Origin of the sequence: Winogradskyella psychrotolerans (assembly GCF_018860545.1) — a bacterium.
GTDB classification, from domain to species: Bacteria; Bacteroidota; Bacteroidia; order Flavobacteriales; family Flavobacteriaceae; genus Winogradskyella; species Winogradskyella psychrotolerans_A.
Genome location: NZ_JAHKPN010000010.1, coordinates 42,329 through 59,633 on the forward strand (window position 1 = coordinate 42,329; position 17,305 = coordinate 59,633).

At 33.1% G+C, this 17,305-nt stretch carries 17 protein-coding genes; 8 read left to right on the plus strand and 9 right to left on the minus strand.

Annotation, left to right across the window (positions count from 1 at the left end):
- Positions 1–195: 195 nt before the first annotated feature.
- A complete protein-coding gene (ytxJ, locus tag KO515_RS03205; protein ID WP_215934943.1) occupies positions 196–573 on the minus strand; it encodes a bacillithiol system redox-active protein YtxJ in 378 nt (125 codons plus the stop codon).
- A gap of 278 nt (positions 574–851) precedes the next feature.
- Between ytxJ and clpB the strand changes: the two genes are divergently transcribed.
- From clpB to KO515_RS03225, 4 genes are all read left to right on the plus strand, one after another.
- The gene (gene clpB, locus KO515_RS03210; protein WP_215934944.1) at positions 852–3,458 is read left to right on the plus strand and encodes an ATP-dependent chaperone ClpB; all 2,607 of its coding nucleotides are present in this window, start codon (positions 852–854) and stop codon (positions 3,456–3,458) included.
- A 385-nt stretch (positions 3,459–3,843) separates the two neighbouring features.
- Positions 3,844–4,506: a deoxyribose-phosphate aldolase gene (deoC, locus tag KO515_RS03215; RefSeq protein ID WP_215934945.1), complete on the plus strand. Its 663-nt coding sequence runs from the start codon at positions 3,844–3,846 to the stop codon at positions 4,504–4,506.
- A gap of 27 nt (positions 4,507–4,533) precedes the next feature.
- On the plus strand, positions 4,534–5,232 hold the full coding sequence (gene deoD / locus KO515_RS03220; protein ID WP_215934946.1) for a purine-nucleoside phosphorylase: 699 nt from the start codon (positions 4,534–4,536) through the stop codon (positions 5,230–5,232).
- Between the two features lie 88 nt (positions 5,233–5,320).
- The gene (locus KO515_RS03225; RefSeq protein WP_215934947.1) at positions 5,321–5,833 is read left to right on the plus strand and encodes a SixA phosphatase family protein; all 513 of its coding nucleotides are present in this window, start codon (positions 5,321–5,323) and stop codon (positions 5,831–5,833) included.
- On the opposite strand, the gene KO515_RS03230 is transcribed toward KO515_RS03225, so the two are convergent.
- Positions 5,819–6,604 carry a DUF6503 family protein gene (locus KO515_RS03230; protein WP_215934948.1) on the minus strand — a complete coding sequence of 262 codons (786 nt, stop codon included), beginning with the start codon at positions 6,602–6,604 and terminating at the stop codon, positions 5,819–5,821. The two genes, KO515_RS03225 and KO515_RS03230, sit on opposite strands and share 15 nt — an antisense overlap.
- Before the next feature lie 183 nt (positions 6,605–6,787).
- On the opposite strand from KO515_RS03230, the gene KO515_RS03235 reads away from it, so the two are divergent.
- Entirely contained in the window at positions 6,788–7,339 is a 552-nt protein-coding gene (locus tag KO515_RS03235; protein ID WP_215934949.1) for a DUF1572 family protein, read from the plus strand.
- 144 nt (positions 7,340–7,483) lie between these two features.
- Positions 7,484–8,860 carry a dihydrolipoyl dehydrogenase gene (lpdA, locus tag KO515_RS03240; protein WP_215934950.1) on the plus strand — a complete coding sequence of 459 codons (1,377 nt, stop codon included), beginning with the start codon at positions 7,484–7,486 and terminating at the stop codon, positions 8,858–8,860.
- An 81-nt stretch (positions 8,861–8,941) separates the two neighbouring features.
- Here lpdA and KO515_RS03245 read toward each other — a convergent pair whose 3' ends face one another.
- From KO515_RS03245 to KO515_RS03270, 6 genes are all read right to left on the minus strand, one after another.
- Positions 8,942–9,580, minus strand: coding sequence for a porin family protein (locus KO515_RS03245; protein WP_215934951.1), 639 nt, complete (start codon positions 9,578–9,580; stop codon positions 8,942–8,944).
- 182 nt (positions 9,581–9,762) lie between these two features.
- Positions 9,763–10,245: an outer membrane beta-barrel protein gene (locus KO515_RS03250; protein WP_215934952.1), complete on the minus strand. Its 483-nt coding sequence runs from the start codon at positions 10,243–10,245 to the stop codon at positions 9,763–9,765.
- 78 nt (positions 10,246–10,323) lie between these two features.
- The gene (gene aroQ, locus KO515_RS03255; RefSeq protein ID WP_215934953.1) at positions 10,324–10,746 is read right to left on the minus strand and encodes a type II 3-dehydroquinate dehydratase; all 423 of its coding nucleotides are present in this window, start codon (positions 10,744–10,746) and stop codon (positions 10,324–10,326) included.
- A gap of 81 nt (positions 10,747–10,827) precedes the next feature.
- Positions 10,828–11,376 (minus strand): outer membrane beta-barrel protein, encoded by a 549-nt coding sequence (locus KO515_RS03260; RefSeq protein ID WP_215934954.1) that lies wholly within the window; start codon positions 11,374–11,376, stop codon positions 10,828–10,830.
- Positions 11,377–11,566: 190 nt separating this feature from the next.
- Complete coding sequence (locus tag KO515_RS03265; RefSeq protein ID WP_215934955.1) at positions 11,567–12,187, minus strand: outer membrane beta-barrel protein; 621 nt, start codon at positions 12,185–12,187, stop codon at positions 11,567–11,569.
- 297 nt (positions 12,188–12,484) lie between these two features.
- The gene (locus KO515_RS03270; protein ID WP_215934956.1) at positions 12,485–12,997 is read right to left on the minus strand and encodes a porin family protein; all 513 of its coding nucleotides are present in this window, start codon (positions 12,995–12,997) and stop codon (positions 12,485–12,487) included.
- A 218-nt stretch (positions 12,998–13,215) separates the two neighbouring features.
- Between KO515_RS03270 and xerA the strand changes: the two genes are divergently transcribed.
- Entirely contained in the window at positions 13,216–14,124 is a 909-nt protein-coding gene (gene xerA, locus KO515_RS03275; protein ID WP_215934957.1) for a site-specific tyrosine recombinase/integron integrase, read from the plus strand.
- A gap of 210 nt (positions 14,125–14,334) precedes the next feature.
- The gene (locus KO515_RS03280; RefSeq protein WP_215934958.1) at positions 14,335–15,525 is read left to right on the plus strand and encodes a sensor histidine kinase; all 1,191 of its coding nucleotides are present in this window, start codon (positions 14,335–14,337) and stop codon (positions 15,523–15,525) included.
- 187 nt (positions 15,526–15,712) lie between these two features.
- Here KO515_RS03280 and rny read toward each other — a convergent pair whose 3' ends face one another.
- Positions 15,713–17,290 carry a ribonuclease Y gene (rny, locus tag KO515_RS03285; RefSeq protein ID WP_215934959.1) on the minus strand — a complete coding sequence of 526 codons (1,578 nt, stop codon included), beginning with the start codon at positions 17,288–17,290 and terminating at the stop codon, positions 15,713–15,715.
- Between the last annotated feature and the right edge of the window lie 15 nt (positions 17,291–17,305).

A 17,305-nucleotide genomic window follows, 5' to 3' on the forward strand; every position in this document is an offset into this window, starting at 1 on the left:
CAGATTTTAAAAAAAACCTAATCCCTCAAAGTCACAAAGATTTTGAGGGTTTTGTATTCTTGAATGTTACCTATATAAACTAAAAAAACTAAGGTATTTAAAATAGTCTGTAATAAAGACATTGGTAAAATGCGATTTAGATTCTAACGTATATAACAGTAATCAAATAACTATAGCTAAAGGTGCTATATCAATCTAAACAAATTGAACCAAATCAATTTCATTAATCTCACCATGACTCGCATGTGTCACCACCACTCCATTTTTAATAACTAAAAGCTGAGGAGATTGATGCATCACCTGAAATTTGTGACCAACCTCATTAGAAACGTCTCTATAACTCAATAAGTCTAAATAATACAAATCAGCATTTAGTTCTAAATCGTATGCCGATACAAATTGTTTCATCACCATACTACTAATACCGCAACGTGTTGAGTGCTTAAATATAATTTGTGTTTTAGTCTTAGATTTCTCTTCAATAGTAGTTAATTGAGATACATCGCTTAATGGTTGCCAAGGCAATATTTTTTCTTCCTTAGGTTCTGAAGAACCGAATAATTTTTTAAACATAATTCTTTTTTAAATGGTCTATCGTCAGTTCTAGCAATTTAGTTAACCTATACCCAGAACCCTAAACTGACCAAGGTCATTCTTTAAGTCGAAACAAATTCGTAATCTTACATAAGACAAAACGTCATTTATAAAATCACTAAAACAGACATTTTGTCGTTTAATTCTTACATTATTAAATTGGTAAGATAATTGTCTAAAGATAGTCAAACACAACAATAAAACAAGGTTGATTAGAGCTAATAGAAGTTTCCAATTAACAGCAAAAATAATATAAGATGAATTTTAACAACTATACCATTAAATCACAAGAAGCCATACAGCAAGCGCAACAGCTCGCTCAAGGTTTTGGTCATCAGCAAATAGAAAACGAGCACATTTTTAAAGCTTTATTTAATGTTGATGAAAATGTATTACCATTCTTACTTAAGAAGTTGAATGTTAATGTGTCAATACTTCAACAAATTTTAGACAAAGAACTTGAGAGTTTTTCCAAAGTTTCCGGTGGAGACCTTATGCTTTCACGTGAGGCTAGTAAAACACTAAATGAAGCCTCGATCATTGCTAAAAAAATGAATGATGACTTCGTGTCTATTGAACATTTAATATTAGCTATTTTTAAATCTAAAAGCAAAATTGCTCAAATCTTAAAAGATCAAGGGGTTACTGAAAAAGGTTTAAATGCAGCTATTGAAGAGCTAAGAAAAGGGGATCGCGTGACGTCACAGAGTCAAGAAGAAACGTACAACTCTCTGAGTAAATATGCTAAAAATTTAAATCAGTTAGCTCAGGATGGCAAATTAGACCCGGTTATTGGACGGGATGAAGAAATTCGAAGAATACTTCAAATTTTATCGCGTAGAACCAAAAACAATCCGATTTTAGTAGGTGAACCAGGAACAGGTAAAACTGCTATTGCCGAAGGATTAGCGCATAGAATCATTGATGGGGATATTCCAGAAAACCTTAAGGACAAACAGATTTTTGCCTTAGACATGGGGGCTTTAATTGCTGGTGCAAAATATAAAGGAGAATTTGAAGAGCGACTAAAAGCGGTTATTAAAGAGGTGACTGAAAGTGATGGAGACATCGTTTTATTCATTGACGAGATTCACACCTTAGTTGGTGCTGGTGGTGGACAAGGCGCCATGGATGCTGCAAACATTTTAAAACCTGCCTTAGCGCGTGGAGAATTGAGAGCTATTGGTGCAACTACTATAGATGAGTATCAAAAATACTTTGAGAAAGACAAAGCTTTAGAACGTCGTTTTCAAATGGTAAAAGTAGATGAACCAGATACTGAAAGCGCTATTTCTATTCTACGTGGTATTAAAGAAAAATATGAAGCCCACCATAAAGTTCAGATTAAAGATGAAGCTATTATTGGTGCTGTAGAATTATCTCAACGTTATATTACGAATCGATTTTTACCAGATAAAGCCATTGATTTAATGGATGAGGCAGCTTCTAAATTACGAATGGAAATCAATTCGAAACCTGAAGAATTAGATGTTTTAGATCGTAAAATTATGCAGCTTGAAATAGAACATGAAGCCATTAAGCGTGAAAAAGATGAAACTAAACTAAAAAGTTTAAAATCAGAATTAGCCAATCTTAAGGAGGAACGAAACGAGCTAAACGCGAAGTGGATGTCTGAAAAAGAGGTGGTGGATAATGTTCAAAATATAAAACAAGAAATTGAAAACTATAAATTGGAGGCTGAACGTGCCGAGCGTGATGGTGATTATGGTAAAGTAGCCGAAATTCGATATGGAAAAATTAAGGAAGCTACCGAGCAACTTGAAAAATTTCAAAAAGAATTAGCGGAACAAAACGAAACATCCTTAATTAAAGAGGAAGTGACTTATGAGGATATTGCAGAAGTTATTGCGAAGTGGACTGGAATTCCGGTAACCAAAATGCTGCAGAGTGATCGTGAAAAATTACTCAAACTTGAAGACGAATTACATAAACGTGTCGTTGGACAAGAAGAAGCAATTGAAGCAGTTAGTGACGCTGTAAGACGCTCTAGAGCTGGGTTACAAAACCCTAGTAAACCAGTTGGAACTTTCTTATTCTTAGGAACAACTGGCGTTGGTAAAACAGAATTGGCAAAGGCATTGGCAGAATACTTGTTTAATGATGAAAATGCCATGACACGTATAGATATGAGTGAATACCAAGAACGCCACGCAGTAAGTCGTTTAGTTGGTGCACCTCCTGGATACGTTGGTTATGATGAAGGTGGACAGTTAACAGAAGCAGTGCGACGAAAACCTTATTCTGTAGTCTTATTAGATGAAATTGAAAAAGCGCATCCCGACACATTTAATATCTTATTACAAGTATTAGATGAAGGCCGATTAACAGATAATAAAGGACGTGTTGCTGATTTTAAAAACACCATTATAATAATGACCTCTAATATGGGAAGTCAGATTATACAAGAACGTTTTGAAGCTACAAAAGATATTCCTTCAGCAATTGAAGCGGCAAAAGTGGATGTTTTAGCATTGTTAAAACAAACGGTAAGACCTGAGTTTTTAAACCGTATTGATGATACCATAATGTTTACTCCATTATCTAAAGAAAACATTATTGATATTGTAGGTTTACAACTTAAAAGCATCACTAAAATGATAGCAAAACAAGGTATTACATTTGATGCGACGCCAGAAGCCGTAAGCTATTTAGCCGACAAAGGTTATAATCCAGAATATGGTGCAAGACCCGTAAAACGTGTGATACAAAAAGAGGTTTTAAATCAGTTGAGTAAAGAAATATTAGCGGGGCGTGTAAGTACGGATAGTATTATATTGTTAGATGAATTTGATGGACAGTTAGTTTTCAGAAATCAAGGCGATTTAGTTGCTGAGACAATGTAATTTTAGTGTAACAAACTAGATTTTATAAAGTCTTTATAATGATTGGTTGGTAAAGAGCAACACAAATTTCAAGCGCTTGAAAGGAGTGTTGCTCTTCCTTTTTATACTTTTTTCTAAAAGAAGTAATTTCTCACAAAAAAATCCAGAAAATTCGGATTTCTACAATCCTTAAAATGAAATAGTTTCAGAGTTATTAACAATTATTCGATGAAATGCATAATAAAATCTTTTTTTTAGCGCTCCTTTTATCGGATAAATGATTAATTTTGTCGAGCTATTTAATTCCAACAAAACTTTTACGATATTTAATTCTTATCAGTAATCCCTCTACTTGTAGATAATTACTATAGCCATTTTATGTTATAACCCTACTTATATAAAAAAAATGAATTTAAACAGATACATCGACCACACTTTATTAAGTGCCTCTGCTACAGAAGCAGACATTCTACAACTTTGCGAAGAAGCTTTAAAATATAATTTTTATTCTGTTTGCGTAAACAGTAGTTATATTTCTTTAGCCAAACAAGCTTTAGGTAGATCTGAAGTAAAAATCTGTACTGTCGTTGGTTTTCCATTAGGAGCCATGTCTACAGAAGCTAAAATATTTGAAGCTAAAACAGCCATTGATCAAGGAGCTACAGAAATTGACATGGTCATGAATATTGGCCGTCTAAAAAGCAAAAATTACCTAGCTGTTCTTAAAGACATCAGTAAAGTGAAGCAAGCAATTGGCATTATACCACTTAAAGTGATTCTAGAAATCAGTGAGCTTTCAAAAAATGAAATCGTTAAAGCTTGTGAGATTTGCATTGACGCGAAAGCCGATTTTGTAAAAACATCAACAGGTTTCTCAAAAAGTGGCGCAACGCTTACAGCGGTTAAAATAATGAGAAAAACAGTTAGAGATAAGCTACAGATTAAAGCTTCAGGCGGTATTAGAGATGCAGAAACAGCTCAAAAATATATTGACATAGGTGTTGATAGAATTGGGGCATCATCTGGAGTAGCCATGATGAATAATCTCGTGTCAAATGCTGACTATTAATTAAAACACTTTGCTTAACTTTGTGTTATGAGTGTACACATCGGAGCCAAGAAAGGCGAAATCGCAGAAACAATATTATTACCTGGAGATCCATTAAGAGCCAAATGGATTGCTGAAACATTTTTTGAAAATCCTCAGTGCTTTAATGAAGTCAGAGGAATGCTTGGCTACACTGGTACATATCAAGGTAAACGCGTTTCTGTAATGGGAACTGGTATGGGAGTGCCAAGCATTTCAATTTATGCTAACGAACTTATCACCGAATATGACGTAAAAAATCTTATTAGGGTTGGCAGTGCAGGTTCTTATCAAAAGGATGTTAAACTGAGAGATGTTGTTTTAGCGATGGCTGCCTCATCTAATTCCGGTGTTAATGAGCTACGATTTGGTGGTGCAAATTATGCTCCCACAGCAGATTCAGGATTATTTTTAAAAGCAGTAGAAGCCGCGCGTACTAAAAATATTGAGATCAAAGCTGGTAATGTTTTATCCTCTGATATTTTCTACGAAGACAGTAAAGAAGCCTATGTAAAATGGTCCAAATTTGGGGTGCTTTGTGTGGAGATGGAAGCTGCCGGACTTTATACTGTTGCAGCCAAACACAATGTTAATGCGCTCGCAATTTTAACCATTTCCGATTCTTTAGTTACAGGCGAAAGCACAACAAGCAAAGAACGTGAAACCACATTTAAAAACATGATAGAAATTGCGTTAGAATTAGCATAAGTAATAAGCGTTTACCTGAATTATGATTTCTAAAGATCTGTCTTTAGTCTAGAAATCTTACCTTAGCATCAACTTATTTGTTTTTGCTATGAAAAAATTAATTCTAATCGCTCTTATTTCAATAGTTACATTTTCTTCTTGTAATGAGAAAACTGAAAAGAAAGAAGTCGTTTCTACATATTATTTAATTAGACATGCCGAGAAAAACAGAACGGATCCATCTAATCACAATCCAGATCTTATTGATGCCGGTCTCAAGCGTGCTGAAAATTGGGCCAAACATTTTAAAGATATAAAATTTGATGCGGTTTATTCTACAGATTACAATAGAACAAAACAAACTGCCTTACCTACAGCAAAACAGAACAACGTAGAAATTCAATTATATAATCCTTCAGATTTAGACATTGCAGCTTTTAAAGAAAAAACTAAAGGCAAGACCGTATTAATTGTTGGGCATAGTAATACCACTCCAAAATTCGCAAATCGTTTATTAGGCGAAGAAAAGTACGACGATATGGCCGACGATAACAATGGTGGTCTTTATATAATTACGGTATCAAAAAGTGGAAAAACGGCTGAGTCATTAGTTGTTAACTAAATCGACCTTAATATTTTCAAGTTCAATTTTAGAAAGTAATTGTAACTGATTATCCTCAAAAGCTTTTCCAAGACTCTCTAATGGAATTGAATTATTTTCAGTTTTATAATTATTGTAGTCTACAAAACGCAATCCATTTACATAACGTTCGTTATAAGCCTCTCTAAACCGCATACCTAATCCAGAAACTTCCTCATATGAATAGGCTAAATAGTCAACTTTAAAGGTGTCTTTATTTATCCAATACACAAATTCATCTTCATGGTCTTCACCTCCACCCAGCTCATCAAAAGTGACTTTAATTTTGTAATAATCTTTATTCTTAATTTGCTCACTTTCCAAAAGCGTTTTGTTAACCGCCTCATCATTTAGTCCATATGGTAAAACCGAAAAATAATGGACTGAATTTACTGATGCCGAATAGACGTCTGCGATAGAATCTTCAAGTTTTACAAACGCTTCATTATGATAGCGTTCAAAGCCCACATTACTCAACATATCAAAAATAGAATCCTTATCATTCACTATAACCCTAACTAAGAGAAACTCGTGATTTTTACGTAATGCTTGGTAATAGGTATCCCTAAATTCAAACTTTAAGCTCGATTGCTCAAAACGTTCACCACCAGAGATAGCAATAGATTTATCAATAATATCATTTGCGGTTAAGGTTTTCGAATTCGTTTCTAGATTGGTTTTGTGGGTCGTAGAATTTTCATTTTTACAGCTAGACAGTAAAACGACGAAGAGGACAATTATATAATTTTTCATTAAGAATTCATTTATATATAGTAAATTGGTAAAACTAGAATTTAGTTAACTAAAGAGTCTTAAAATGGATATAAAACTTACACTTTTATAGGACATTCATTTTATTGAAAACATTCTTACGTGGTATCTAATAACTCATATTTAGTTTTTAACATCTAAAATCCATTATTAAACCTCTATGTTTTGAACAGTTACATCACAAGCACCATAAAACAATTTGAATACTACAAAGCTCTTGGAGACAAAACCATGGCTCAATTATCTTTTGATGAATTAAAAAAAGAATTTGTAACAGATTCAAATTCTATTGCTATTATAGTAAAACATCTTGTTGGAAATATGCTGAGCCGATGGACCCATTTTTTAACCGAAGATGGCGAAAAAGAATGGAGACTTCGTGATGAAGAATTTGTGGATAGTTTTAATTCTAAGATTGAATTATTAGAGGCTTGGAGCCAAGGTTGGAATTGTTTGTTTGAAGCTATTACTCCTTTGAAAGTATCCGATTTAGAAACAACTATCTACATAAGAAATGAAGGTCATTCAGTGACTGAAGCTATTAATAGACAAATGATGCATTACGCATATCATGTTGGTCAAATCGTATTTATTGGAAAATTAATAAAAGGCGACCAATGGGAGACGTTATCAATTGCTAAAGATCAATCTAAAGCTTATAACCAAGATAAATTCCTACAAGATAAAAGTCGTAAGCATTTTACGGATGACCTTTAATTAAAATCCCAAAATAACAAGATCTAAATTTAATAAATCAACTTAGAAATCATATATAGCAATTTAAACGCGCTGTATTTTGGCATTTTCTTTTTGGAATTTGTTATTTTTGTAACATCAAAAATTCAATAAAAAAACTTTCTCATGAGTAAATACGATATAATAGTATTAGGAAGTGGTCCAGGTGGCTACGTAACTGCAATTAGAGCATCACAATTAGGATTTAAAACTGCCGTTGTAGAAAAAGAAAGCCTTGGTGGTGTATGCTTAAATTGGGGTTGTATTCCAACAAAAGCCCTTTTAAAATCTGCTCAAGTATTTGAGTACCTTAAACATGCTGAAGATTACGGACTTAAAGTGTCTGGTGCAGAGCACGATTTTGAGGCCGTTGTAAAACGTAGTCGTGGTGTTGCTGAAGGTATGAGTAATGGTGTAAAATTCTTAATGAAAAAGAATAAAATTGACGTTATTGAAGGTTTTGGAACTCTAAAATCTGGAAAGAAAGTTGACGTTGATGGTACCATATATTCTGCGGATCATATTATAATTGCAACTGGAGCACGCTCTCGCGAGTTACCAAGCTTACCACAAGATGGTAAAAAAGTAATTGGTTACAGACAAGCCATGACCTTAGAAAAACAACCAAAAAAGATGATTGTTGTAGGTTCTGGTGCAATTGGTGTTGAGTTTGCTTATTTCTATAATTCTATAGGTACTGAAGTCACTATAGTAGAATATTTGGATAAAATTGTTCCTGTTGAAGATGACGAAGTCTCTAAACAACTAGAGCGTAGCTTTAAAAAATCTGGCATTAAAATTATGACCTCTGCAGAAGTCACTTCTGTTGATACGTCTGGAACTGGAGTTAAAGCTACTGTAAAAACTAAAAAAGGGGAAGAAGTATTAGAAGCCGATATCGTATTATCTGCGGTTGGTATTAAATCTAATATTGAAAATATAGGATTAGAAGATGTTGGAATTGCTGTTGATAGAGATAAAATCTTAGTTAACGATTTCTACCAAACTAACATTCCTGGCTATTATGCTATTGGAGATGTGACTCCAGGACAAGCTTTAGCTCACGTTGCTTCTGCTGAAGGTATTCTTTGTGTAGAAAAAATTGCTGGTAAACATGTAGAAGCTTTAGACTATGGTAATATCCCTGGTTGTACGTATTGCTCACCAGAAATTGCAAGTGTTGGGTTAACTGAAGCGCAAGCTAAAGCCCAAGGTTTAGATGTGAAGATTGGTAAATTCCCTTTCTCAGCGTCTGGCAAAGCAAGTGCAGGTGGAAATAAAGACGGTTTTGTAAAGGTGATTTTTGATGCTAAATACGGTGAATGGTTAGGCTGCCATATGATTGGTGCTGGTGTTACCGATATGATTGCCGAAGCTGTTTTAGGTCGTAAGTTAGAAACTACAGGACATGAAGTTTTAAAAACAGTGCATCCACACCCAACCATGAGTGAAGCGGTTATGGAAGCTGTTGCAGCTGCTTATGATGAAGTTATTCATTTATAAACTATACAATACATAGTTTAAAATAAAAAAGTTCCAGAATTATCTGGAACTTTTTTTATGCTATAAATTAAGAGGGTTAGATTAGAACATAAATCCTAAACCAACTTGTACAACTTCATTTTTACCATCAACGTCTTCAAAAAGTGTATCATCCTTAAAAATACTCGTTAATCCCATAGTGTAACGTGCACTTACAAAGAAGCCACTATCAAACTTATACGACGTCCCTATAGCTAAACTTGTGTCAAAATCCTTAACGTAAGAATCGTCTTCATCAATTTCTAAATCTCCACCATCCGAGTTTGGTTCTGAATCAAATTCTTCGTGGATTTTAAATCCAAATTGTGGACCAGCTTCAACACTTAAACCTTCTACTAAGTACGCTTTAAATAATAACGGGACTTGAATGTAATCTAATTGATATTCTATATTTTGATCAGTGTCAAAAACATTATCCTGATCTATTTCTGAAATATCAAATCCTTGTCCAGAATAAAAAACTTCTGGCTGAAAAGATATTCTTTCGGATAATGGAATTTCGGCAACCAAACCTACATTGAAACTTGTTCTTGAATCTACGTCATCAAAATCATCTCCTGTTATCTTAGAAAAATTGACACCTCCCTTTGCTCCTAATTGAATTAATTTTGAATCTGATTGTGCAGAAACTGATGTTAATGCTAATAAAAATACTCCTGTAAAAACTATTAATTTTTTCATAATTATCATTGTTATATTTGGGTTAAAGCCACAAATCTAACAGCCAAAAACCTAGTAACAATAAGGCTTAACAGCAGTTTAACAGGTTTCTGTTTTTAGTCAAAAAACAATCGGAAAAGTTGAATAGTTTTGTCAACGCAATTGCTAAAAAGGTTGACTCTTATGTAAAAAACGTGTCTGATTTATAATTTGTAACCTACACCTAAAAACAAACCGTTTGGAGTAATTTCTTCAAATCCGATGGTGTATTTCATGTGTACATCTAAATCTGAAGTTAGATTATAAGCAAATGCTAAATCTGCCCTTACCTTCAATTTAGCAGTATTAAAATCGAAGAAATAATTAATACTTGGTCCTACAAGAATATTAAAATTAGTGTTAATATGGTACTTTAAATAAACTGGTGCATTTAAAAATTTGAAATCCCCTAGTCTTATATAAAGTAATTCGGGTTGTAAATGAAAATCGTTCTCTATTTCAAAATCAGCAAAGCAACCTGCATAAAACCCTAATTGCACATCTGAACTCTCGCCAAAATTAGCTTCTTCAACATTAAAAAAAGTTAAATTGACTCCTCCTTTTAAACCAAAATCTGCTTGAGCCTGTACATTAAACGAGCCAGAAATAGTAACTAAAATTAAGGCTATTCGAATAAAATTTTTCATATAAAACGGCTTTATTATTTACAGTGAGTCTTCTTAACCGTAGGATTCCCTTGTTTTTGACAGTGTTAAGATGGGCTTTTAGCTTGAAATAAAACTCTCAATTGCCAACTCATAACTCTGTAAGCCAAAGCCCAAAATCACTCCTTTAGCATTTGGAGATATAAACGATTTATGTCGAAATTTTTCTCTTGAAAATGTATTAGAAATATGCACTTCTACAACCGGAGTTGTAATGGCTTTAACAGCATCACCAATTCCGACAGAGGTATGTGTGTAAGCAGCGGCATTTAGAATAATACCGTCATACGAAAAACCAACTTCCTGAATTTTATCAATAAGCTCTCCTTCTATATTAGATTGAAAATGTTCTAGCTTTACATTAGGATATTTTTGCACTACAGTATCAAAAAATTCCATAAACGTTAAATTACCGTAAATATTGGTTTCGCGCTTGCCTAAGAGATTCAAATTTGGACCGTTAATAATGATAAGTTCCTTCATACTGTAAATATATTAAATTATGCGCATAAAAAAACCGAAGGAAATACTTCGGCTTTTTTTATTTTTAAAATGTCGTAAGTGCTAGAAATGTAAAGCAAAACCAACATTGAATTGCAGCACACCTTCATCGGTATAATCTTCGTTTAAAGAGACATTGTATCTTAAACCTGGTTCAATAGAAACATTATCGCTAATAAACCATGCATAACCGGCACCAACACCTAACCATAATGGTGTTTCGCCTGCATAATTTTCAGCTCCATCACCTGAAGCACCTGTTAAATCTACTGTTACAGGAATCATACTATTAAAGTAGTACTTTGCCCCTAAACGGTAAGAAAATGCACTTGTAGAATCACCTTCATCGGGACTATAGCCGCCATAACCTAACCCTGCTTTAATAGCAAGATCATCCATAATAAAATAGCCACCATCTAAACCGATATTGTAGCTAGAACTACCATCACTCGATGAGAAATAAAGCCCTGTCGTTCCTAACATTTGATTACCTGTATTTGCCTCAATTAACCATTTACCTTCCGATGTTTGTCCACCTGAAGTATCGTCTTGAGCATTTACATTTGTGAATCCGAAAACTGCGAGTGCAGCCATTAACATTAATTTTTTCATGATATATAATTTTTTAATATTTAAGTTTTGGGCTTTCTGCCAAATTCGTTGATACAAAATTATAGCTATTAAACAATAGGATTAATGACGTGGATCATTTTGAATTAGTTTTTATAATCCTAAAAAAACGGCATAAAAAAACCGAAGCGCTAGCTTCGGTTTTAATTATATTGATTTGTTGTTTTGAGTCTTATAATTTGAATAAGATACCAAAAGCAGCGTTACCACCAAATGGGTTAGCAACATCACCAAAACCTAAGTTAAATTCTGAAACAGCTTCTGCTCCATCAACATCAGCCTTAGCGCTTGCAAAAGATACGACGTTTTTTAAACCAAAAGATAAAGCGATGTTTTCAGTTACGAAATAGTTAATACCTAAGTCTAAACCAGCTCCGAAACCATTTACTTTGAAATCATTTAATTTATCCTCTTGGCTAGCATAACCAACACCAAATTCAGTATAAGTCTTAAAACGCTCACCTAAATCTAAAAAGTAGTAACGTGCAAATACACCAACACCAAAAGTAGACTGGTCTGCTGTATCAGTTCCTGCAGTTTCTTCCTTAGAAGAGATAAATGATAATTCACCACCAATAGCTAAATCTTCACTCATGAAATACCCTAATTTTGGGCTAACCTCAAAACTGTTTTCTTTTACCTCTGTGTTTTTGTCATTTGAACTGTTAAAACCAACCATACCTTCAAGAAAGATATCACCTTCACCAAAACTATAAGTTTTAACTTCTTCTTGTGCATTTACACTTGTAAATCCTAATACTGCAACTGCAGCTGTAAATAATAATTTTTTCATAATAAATGTTTAAATTGATAATTAAATTGGTCGGCAAAAGTAGACTTTAGTTTTATAGTACAAACCCTATAATTGTTAAAATTATAGGCATTTCATCGGTAAAAACAAACCTTATAACACCAAAACAATCTAAACATCTGATTTCTAAAACATCAAAAAATAAGTCGAAATTAAAACCAAGAATCATATTGAATTTAAACTGTTGATATACTAATAATTCAAAGATTTAAATCTATTGAACAAAAAAAGAGAGGCGAATTGCCTCTCTTTAAAATATTACTTATATATGTGGTCTATCTAGAAATTATATCCGACACCAACATTAATATAATTAGCCTTAGCAGTCAAATCTTCATCACCTGTATATGAATTATTTAATTGCAATGCGTATCTTGCTTCAATAAAGAAATTTTCGTTAATATCATACCCAACTCCAATTCCTAAATCTATTTCAATTGATGAATAATCATCTCCTGTTTCTTCTAGTGAAAAAACAAATTGAGGACCTGCTTGAATATTAAAACCTTCAGCAACATAATACTTTGCCATAATTGGTAACATTAATGCACTTGAACCATCAATAGTCGCATACAGTAATTCTGGTTGAATGTGGAATTCTTCAGAAATACCTATATCAGCAACTCCACCAAAATAGAAACCAGAATCAGAGTAAGAAATCTCTTCCCCTCCATATTCAACTTTTGCGTCTCCACTTAAAAAACCAGCAGTTACTCCAAAAGATACTTCTTGCGCATCCACACTAGCAAATGAGCATACTGCCAAAGCAGCACATAAAAATAATTTTTTCATAATAATATAAGTTTAAATTGATTACTACAAACTAAAGCCTTTTTTTTCTCTTATGAAAATTTTACTGCATAGTTATTAACATTTTTTTTAACATTTAAAAATAACACTCTTATTTACAGCTATTTAAAATTACACTTATTAACAATTAAGCTCGAAAACAGGATAAATTACATCGTCCTTTTACCCCTATTTAAACGCTAAAATCACTATTTTTAACCATGAAATGGGAGCAAGCATTAACAGATTACGCACACTACCTTCGTATAGAACGTGGATTGTCTAAAAACTCGATAGCAAACTATAGTTACGACATTAAAAAGCTCATCTTATATATTGATGATCACAACATTAACATGTCGCCTATTACTATCGACACCAATTCTGTTAAAGATTTCATTTATTCTGTTTCAAAATCTATTAATCCTAGGTCACAAGCCCGTTTAATCTCTGGACTTCGAAATTTTTTTGACTATCTCATTTTTGAAAACTATAGAGCTCATAATCCTTTAGATTTAATTGAATCTCCAAAAATTGGAAGAAAACTACCAGATACATTATCTATTTCAGATATAGATAACTTAATTAATGCCATCGATTTAAGTTACCAATATAACGGTGTTAATCTCGGTGAACGCAATAGAGCAATTATTGAAACCTTATATAGTTGTGGTTTGCGCGTTAGCGAATTAATTGAGTTAAAAATATCGGACATATTTTTTGAAGAAGGTTTTATAAAAGTTACTGGTAAAGGAGACAAACAACGTTTTGTCCCAATAGGTCTGAACACTCAAAAATTCATAAATATTTGGATTGCTATTAGAAACCATATTGAAGTTCAACCTCATTCTAAAGACATTCTATTTTTAAATTACAAAGGAGGAAAACTCACAAGAGCTATGATTTTTACGATTATAAAACAATTAGTAGAAAAAACAGGATTGAATAAAAACGTATCTCCACACACCTTTAGACATTCTTTCGCGACTCATTTATTAGAAAATGGTGCAGACTTAAGAGCCATTCAAATGATGCTTGGCCATGAAAGCATTACAACTACTGAAATATACATGCATGTTGATCGCTCTCATTTAAGCGAGGTTTTAAACAAGTTTCATCCAAGAAAATAATAGTATTAGTAGCAATAAGCCATTGACTATATTAACTTTAACTAAATATTTTACGTTAATTTAATAGAATCCATTAAATTTATAGTTCTATAATTCACTCAAAATTAATTGAGAATTTTAATAGTATTTTACCCTTGAAAATAATATTTAATTATCAATATATTTTGTGACAAAGCCCGGAGTTTAGTGTCTTATAACAAAATATAGCCTATGAAATTGTCTGGAATAAATCTAATCAACTACAACTCAATTAAGTATAAAAATAAAAAATCTTTAGATCATTTTAACGACGATAGAAAGCACGAAATTGCTTTAGAAATTTCCAATGTAGGGCTATGGGAATGGGATATCAAAAAAAATAAAACGTATTATTCCGAAGAATTTAAAAACATTATCAATTTTTCTGGTAATGAATTAAAAAGCACACCTCAAGCTTGGAGGGAGCGTGTTCACCCAGACGATTTTGAAGATTACACGTCTAGAATAAACGCACATTTAGTTGGGGAAGCCGAACTATATGAGCATGAATATCGGGTTTTATGTAAAGATGGGAGTTATAAATGGATATTGGCAAAAGGAAAGGTTATAGAAAAAAATACCAGTAACGAACCTACAAAAGCTATCGGAACTATTATTGATATTACGAATATAAGAAAGCGAAAGGACCTTATAACAAAGACGCTTCAGGTGATGAGCAGTGAGAATAAAAGGCTTCAAAATTTCACACACATTGTCTCTCATAATTTAAAAACACATATTGGTAACTTCAAAAATATTCTAGAATTTTATGACGACGCTAATAATGAATCTGAAAAAGAAGAACTTATTGGGCATCTGAAATCAATTTCGGAATCCTTAACAACTACTATCGTTGATTTAGATGACATAATTAGCATAAAATCTAAAGCCAATCTCAACCAGTTTAATGAACACATCAATTTACATCATTGTGTTAATAAAATAACGGAGAGTTTAACTTTAGACAGCACTAAAAACGAGGTTACAATCCATAATGCTCTAAGACAAGACGAAACTTTATTCTCCAATCGCTCTTATTTAGAAAGCGTGTTTTATAATATTATTTCAAACGGTATAAAATATGCGGATCCTAATAAAAAATCTCAAATCATTATTCAGTCCATTCACACCAAAGACACCATAAAAATTATGATTTCAGATAATGGTATTGGTATAGACACTACCAAATTTAAAGATCAATTATTCGATATGTACCAAACATTTCATGGTACAGACCGTAAAGACTCTAGAGGTATTGGTCTCTATATTACCAAAACACAAGTTGAAGCGTTAGATGGTGAAATTGAACTAGAAAGCAAACTTAACGAAGGTACAGCCTTCATTCTAACATTCAAAAAGCACAAAACATTGGTGGCAGACTAAAGCTAAGTATTGCTTTTTCAGTCGAAATCTTTAATACATAAATTTGCTGGTATTACGCTCGTAATTGTGAATCAATAGAGTCATTTTTATCTTCCATAAAACATCAATTTGTTGCTGTAGATAATTAAAAAAAAGGCATAAAAAAATCCGGTATAAACCGGATTTTTTTATTATTCTATAATTCTTACTATTTAGCAATATTCACTGCTCTAGTTTCTCTAATAACAGTCACTTTCACCTGTCCTGGGTAGGTCATATCGGTTTGTATCTTTTGTGAAATCTCAAACGATAAACCTGCGGCTTTCTCATCCGTTACTTTTTCGCTTTCTACTATAACTCGCAATTCTCTACCAGCTTGTATCGCGTAGGCTTTCTTTACACCTGTAAACCCAAAGGCTACATCTTCTAAATCTTTTAATCGTTGTATATATGAATCTAATACCTGACGTCTTGCTCCTGGTCTAGCACCTGAAATCGCATCACATACTTGAATAATTGGAGCTAATAATGTCGTCATCTCTATTTCATCGTGGTGTGCTCCAATAGCATTACAAACTTCTGGTTTTTCACCATGCTTTTCTGCCCATTGCATTCCCAAGATCGCGTGAGGAGTTTCTACATCAGTTTCAGAAGATGGTACTTTTCCAATATCATGTAATAAACCAGCACGTTTCGCTAATTTTGGATTTAAGCCTAATTCGGCAGCCATTACACCACAAAGTTTAGCAACTTCACGCGAGTGTTGTAATAAGTTTTGTCCGTAAGACGAACGGTATTTCATACGACCTACCATTTTTATTAATTCTGGATGCAATCCATGAATTCCTAAATCGATAACCGTACGTTTACCGACTTCAATGATTTCTTGTTCAATTTGTTTTTCGGTTTTCTTAACGATCTCTTCAATTCGTGCCGGATGTATTCTACCATCCGTTACTAATTTGTGTAATGATAAACGTGCAATTTCACGTCTAACAGAGTCAAAACAAGATAAGATAATCGCCTCTGGAGTATCATCTACAATAATCTCAACTCCGGTAGCAGCTTCAATGGCTCTAATATTTCGGCCTTCTCTACCGATAATTCGACCTTTAACATCATCAGATTCGATATTAAATACAGACACACAGTTATCGACTGCCTCTTCTGTTCCAATACGCTGAATGGTGTTAATAATAATCTTCTTAGCTTCTTGTTGTGCCGTTAACTTCGCTTCTTCTACATGATTTTGTATAAAAGCCATCGCATCTGTTTTGGCTTCTTCTTTAAGCGATTCTACCAATTGACTTTTCGCCTCTTCTGCTGATAACGACGAAATAACTTCTAATTGTTTCACCTGATTCTTGTGCGCTTTTTCAATTTCCTCTTGTTTTTTATCAAGGAATTCGAGTCTAAAATCGTAATCTTTAGTTTTAGCTTCTAAAGATTGATTAAGCTTTTTAGACTTACTAAGTTCATTAGAAACATGAGATTCTTTATCTCTAATGCGCTTTTCAGCTTCCGCCATTTTTTTATCGCGAGATAAAATCACTTTTTCATGTTCTGATTTTAACTCAATAAATTTTTCTTTAGCCTGAAGTATTTTATCTTTTTTTATCGATTCCCCATCTGCTTTAGCTTGTTTTAAAATAGATTTCGATTCGATTTCTGCACTAGCAATTAGTTTTGAAGCCTTTCCTTTTTCTAAAGCTTTAGCGATTATATATCCTAGTATTACTCCTACTATTACTCCTCCAACAATATATAAAATTGTGTTAGTGTCCATGTTTGTTATTTAGTT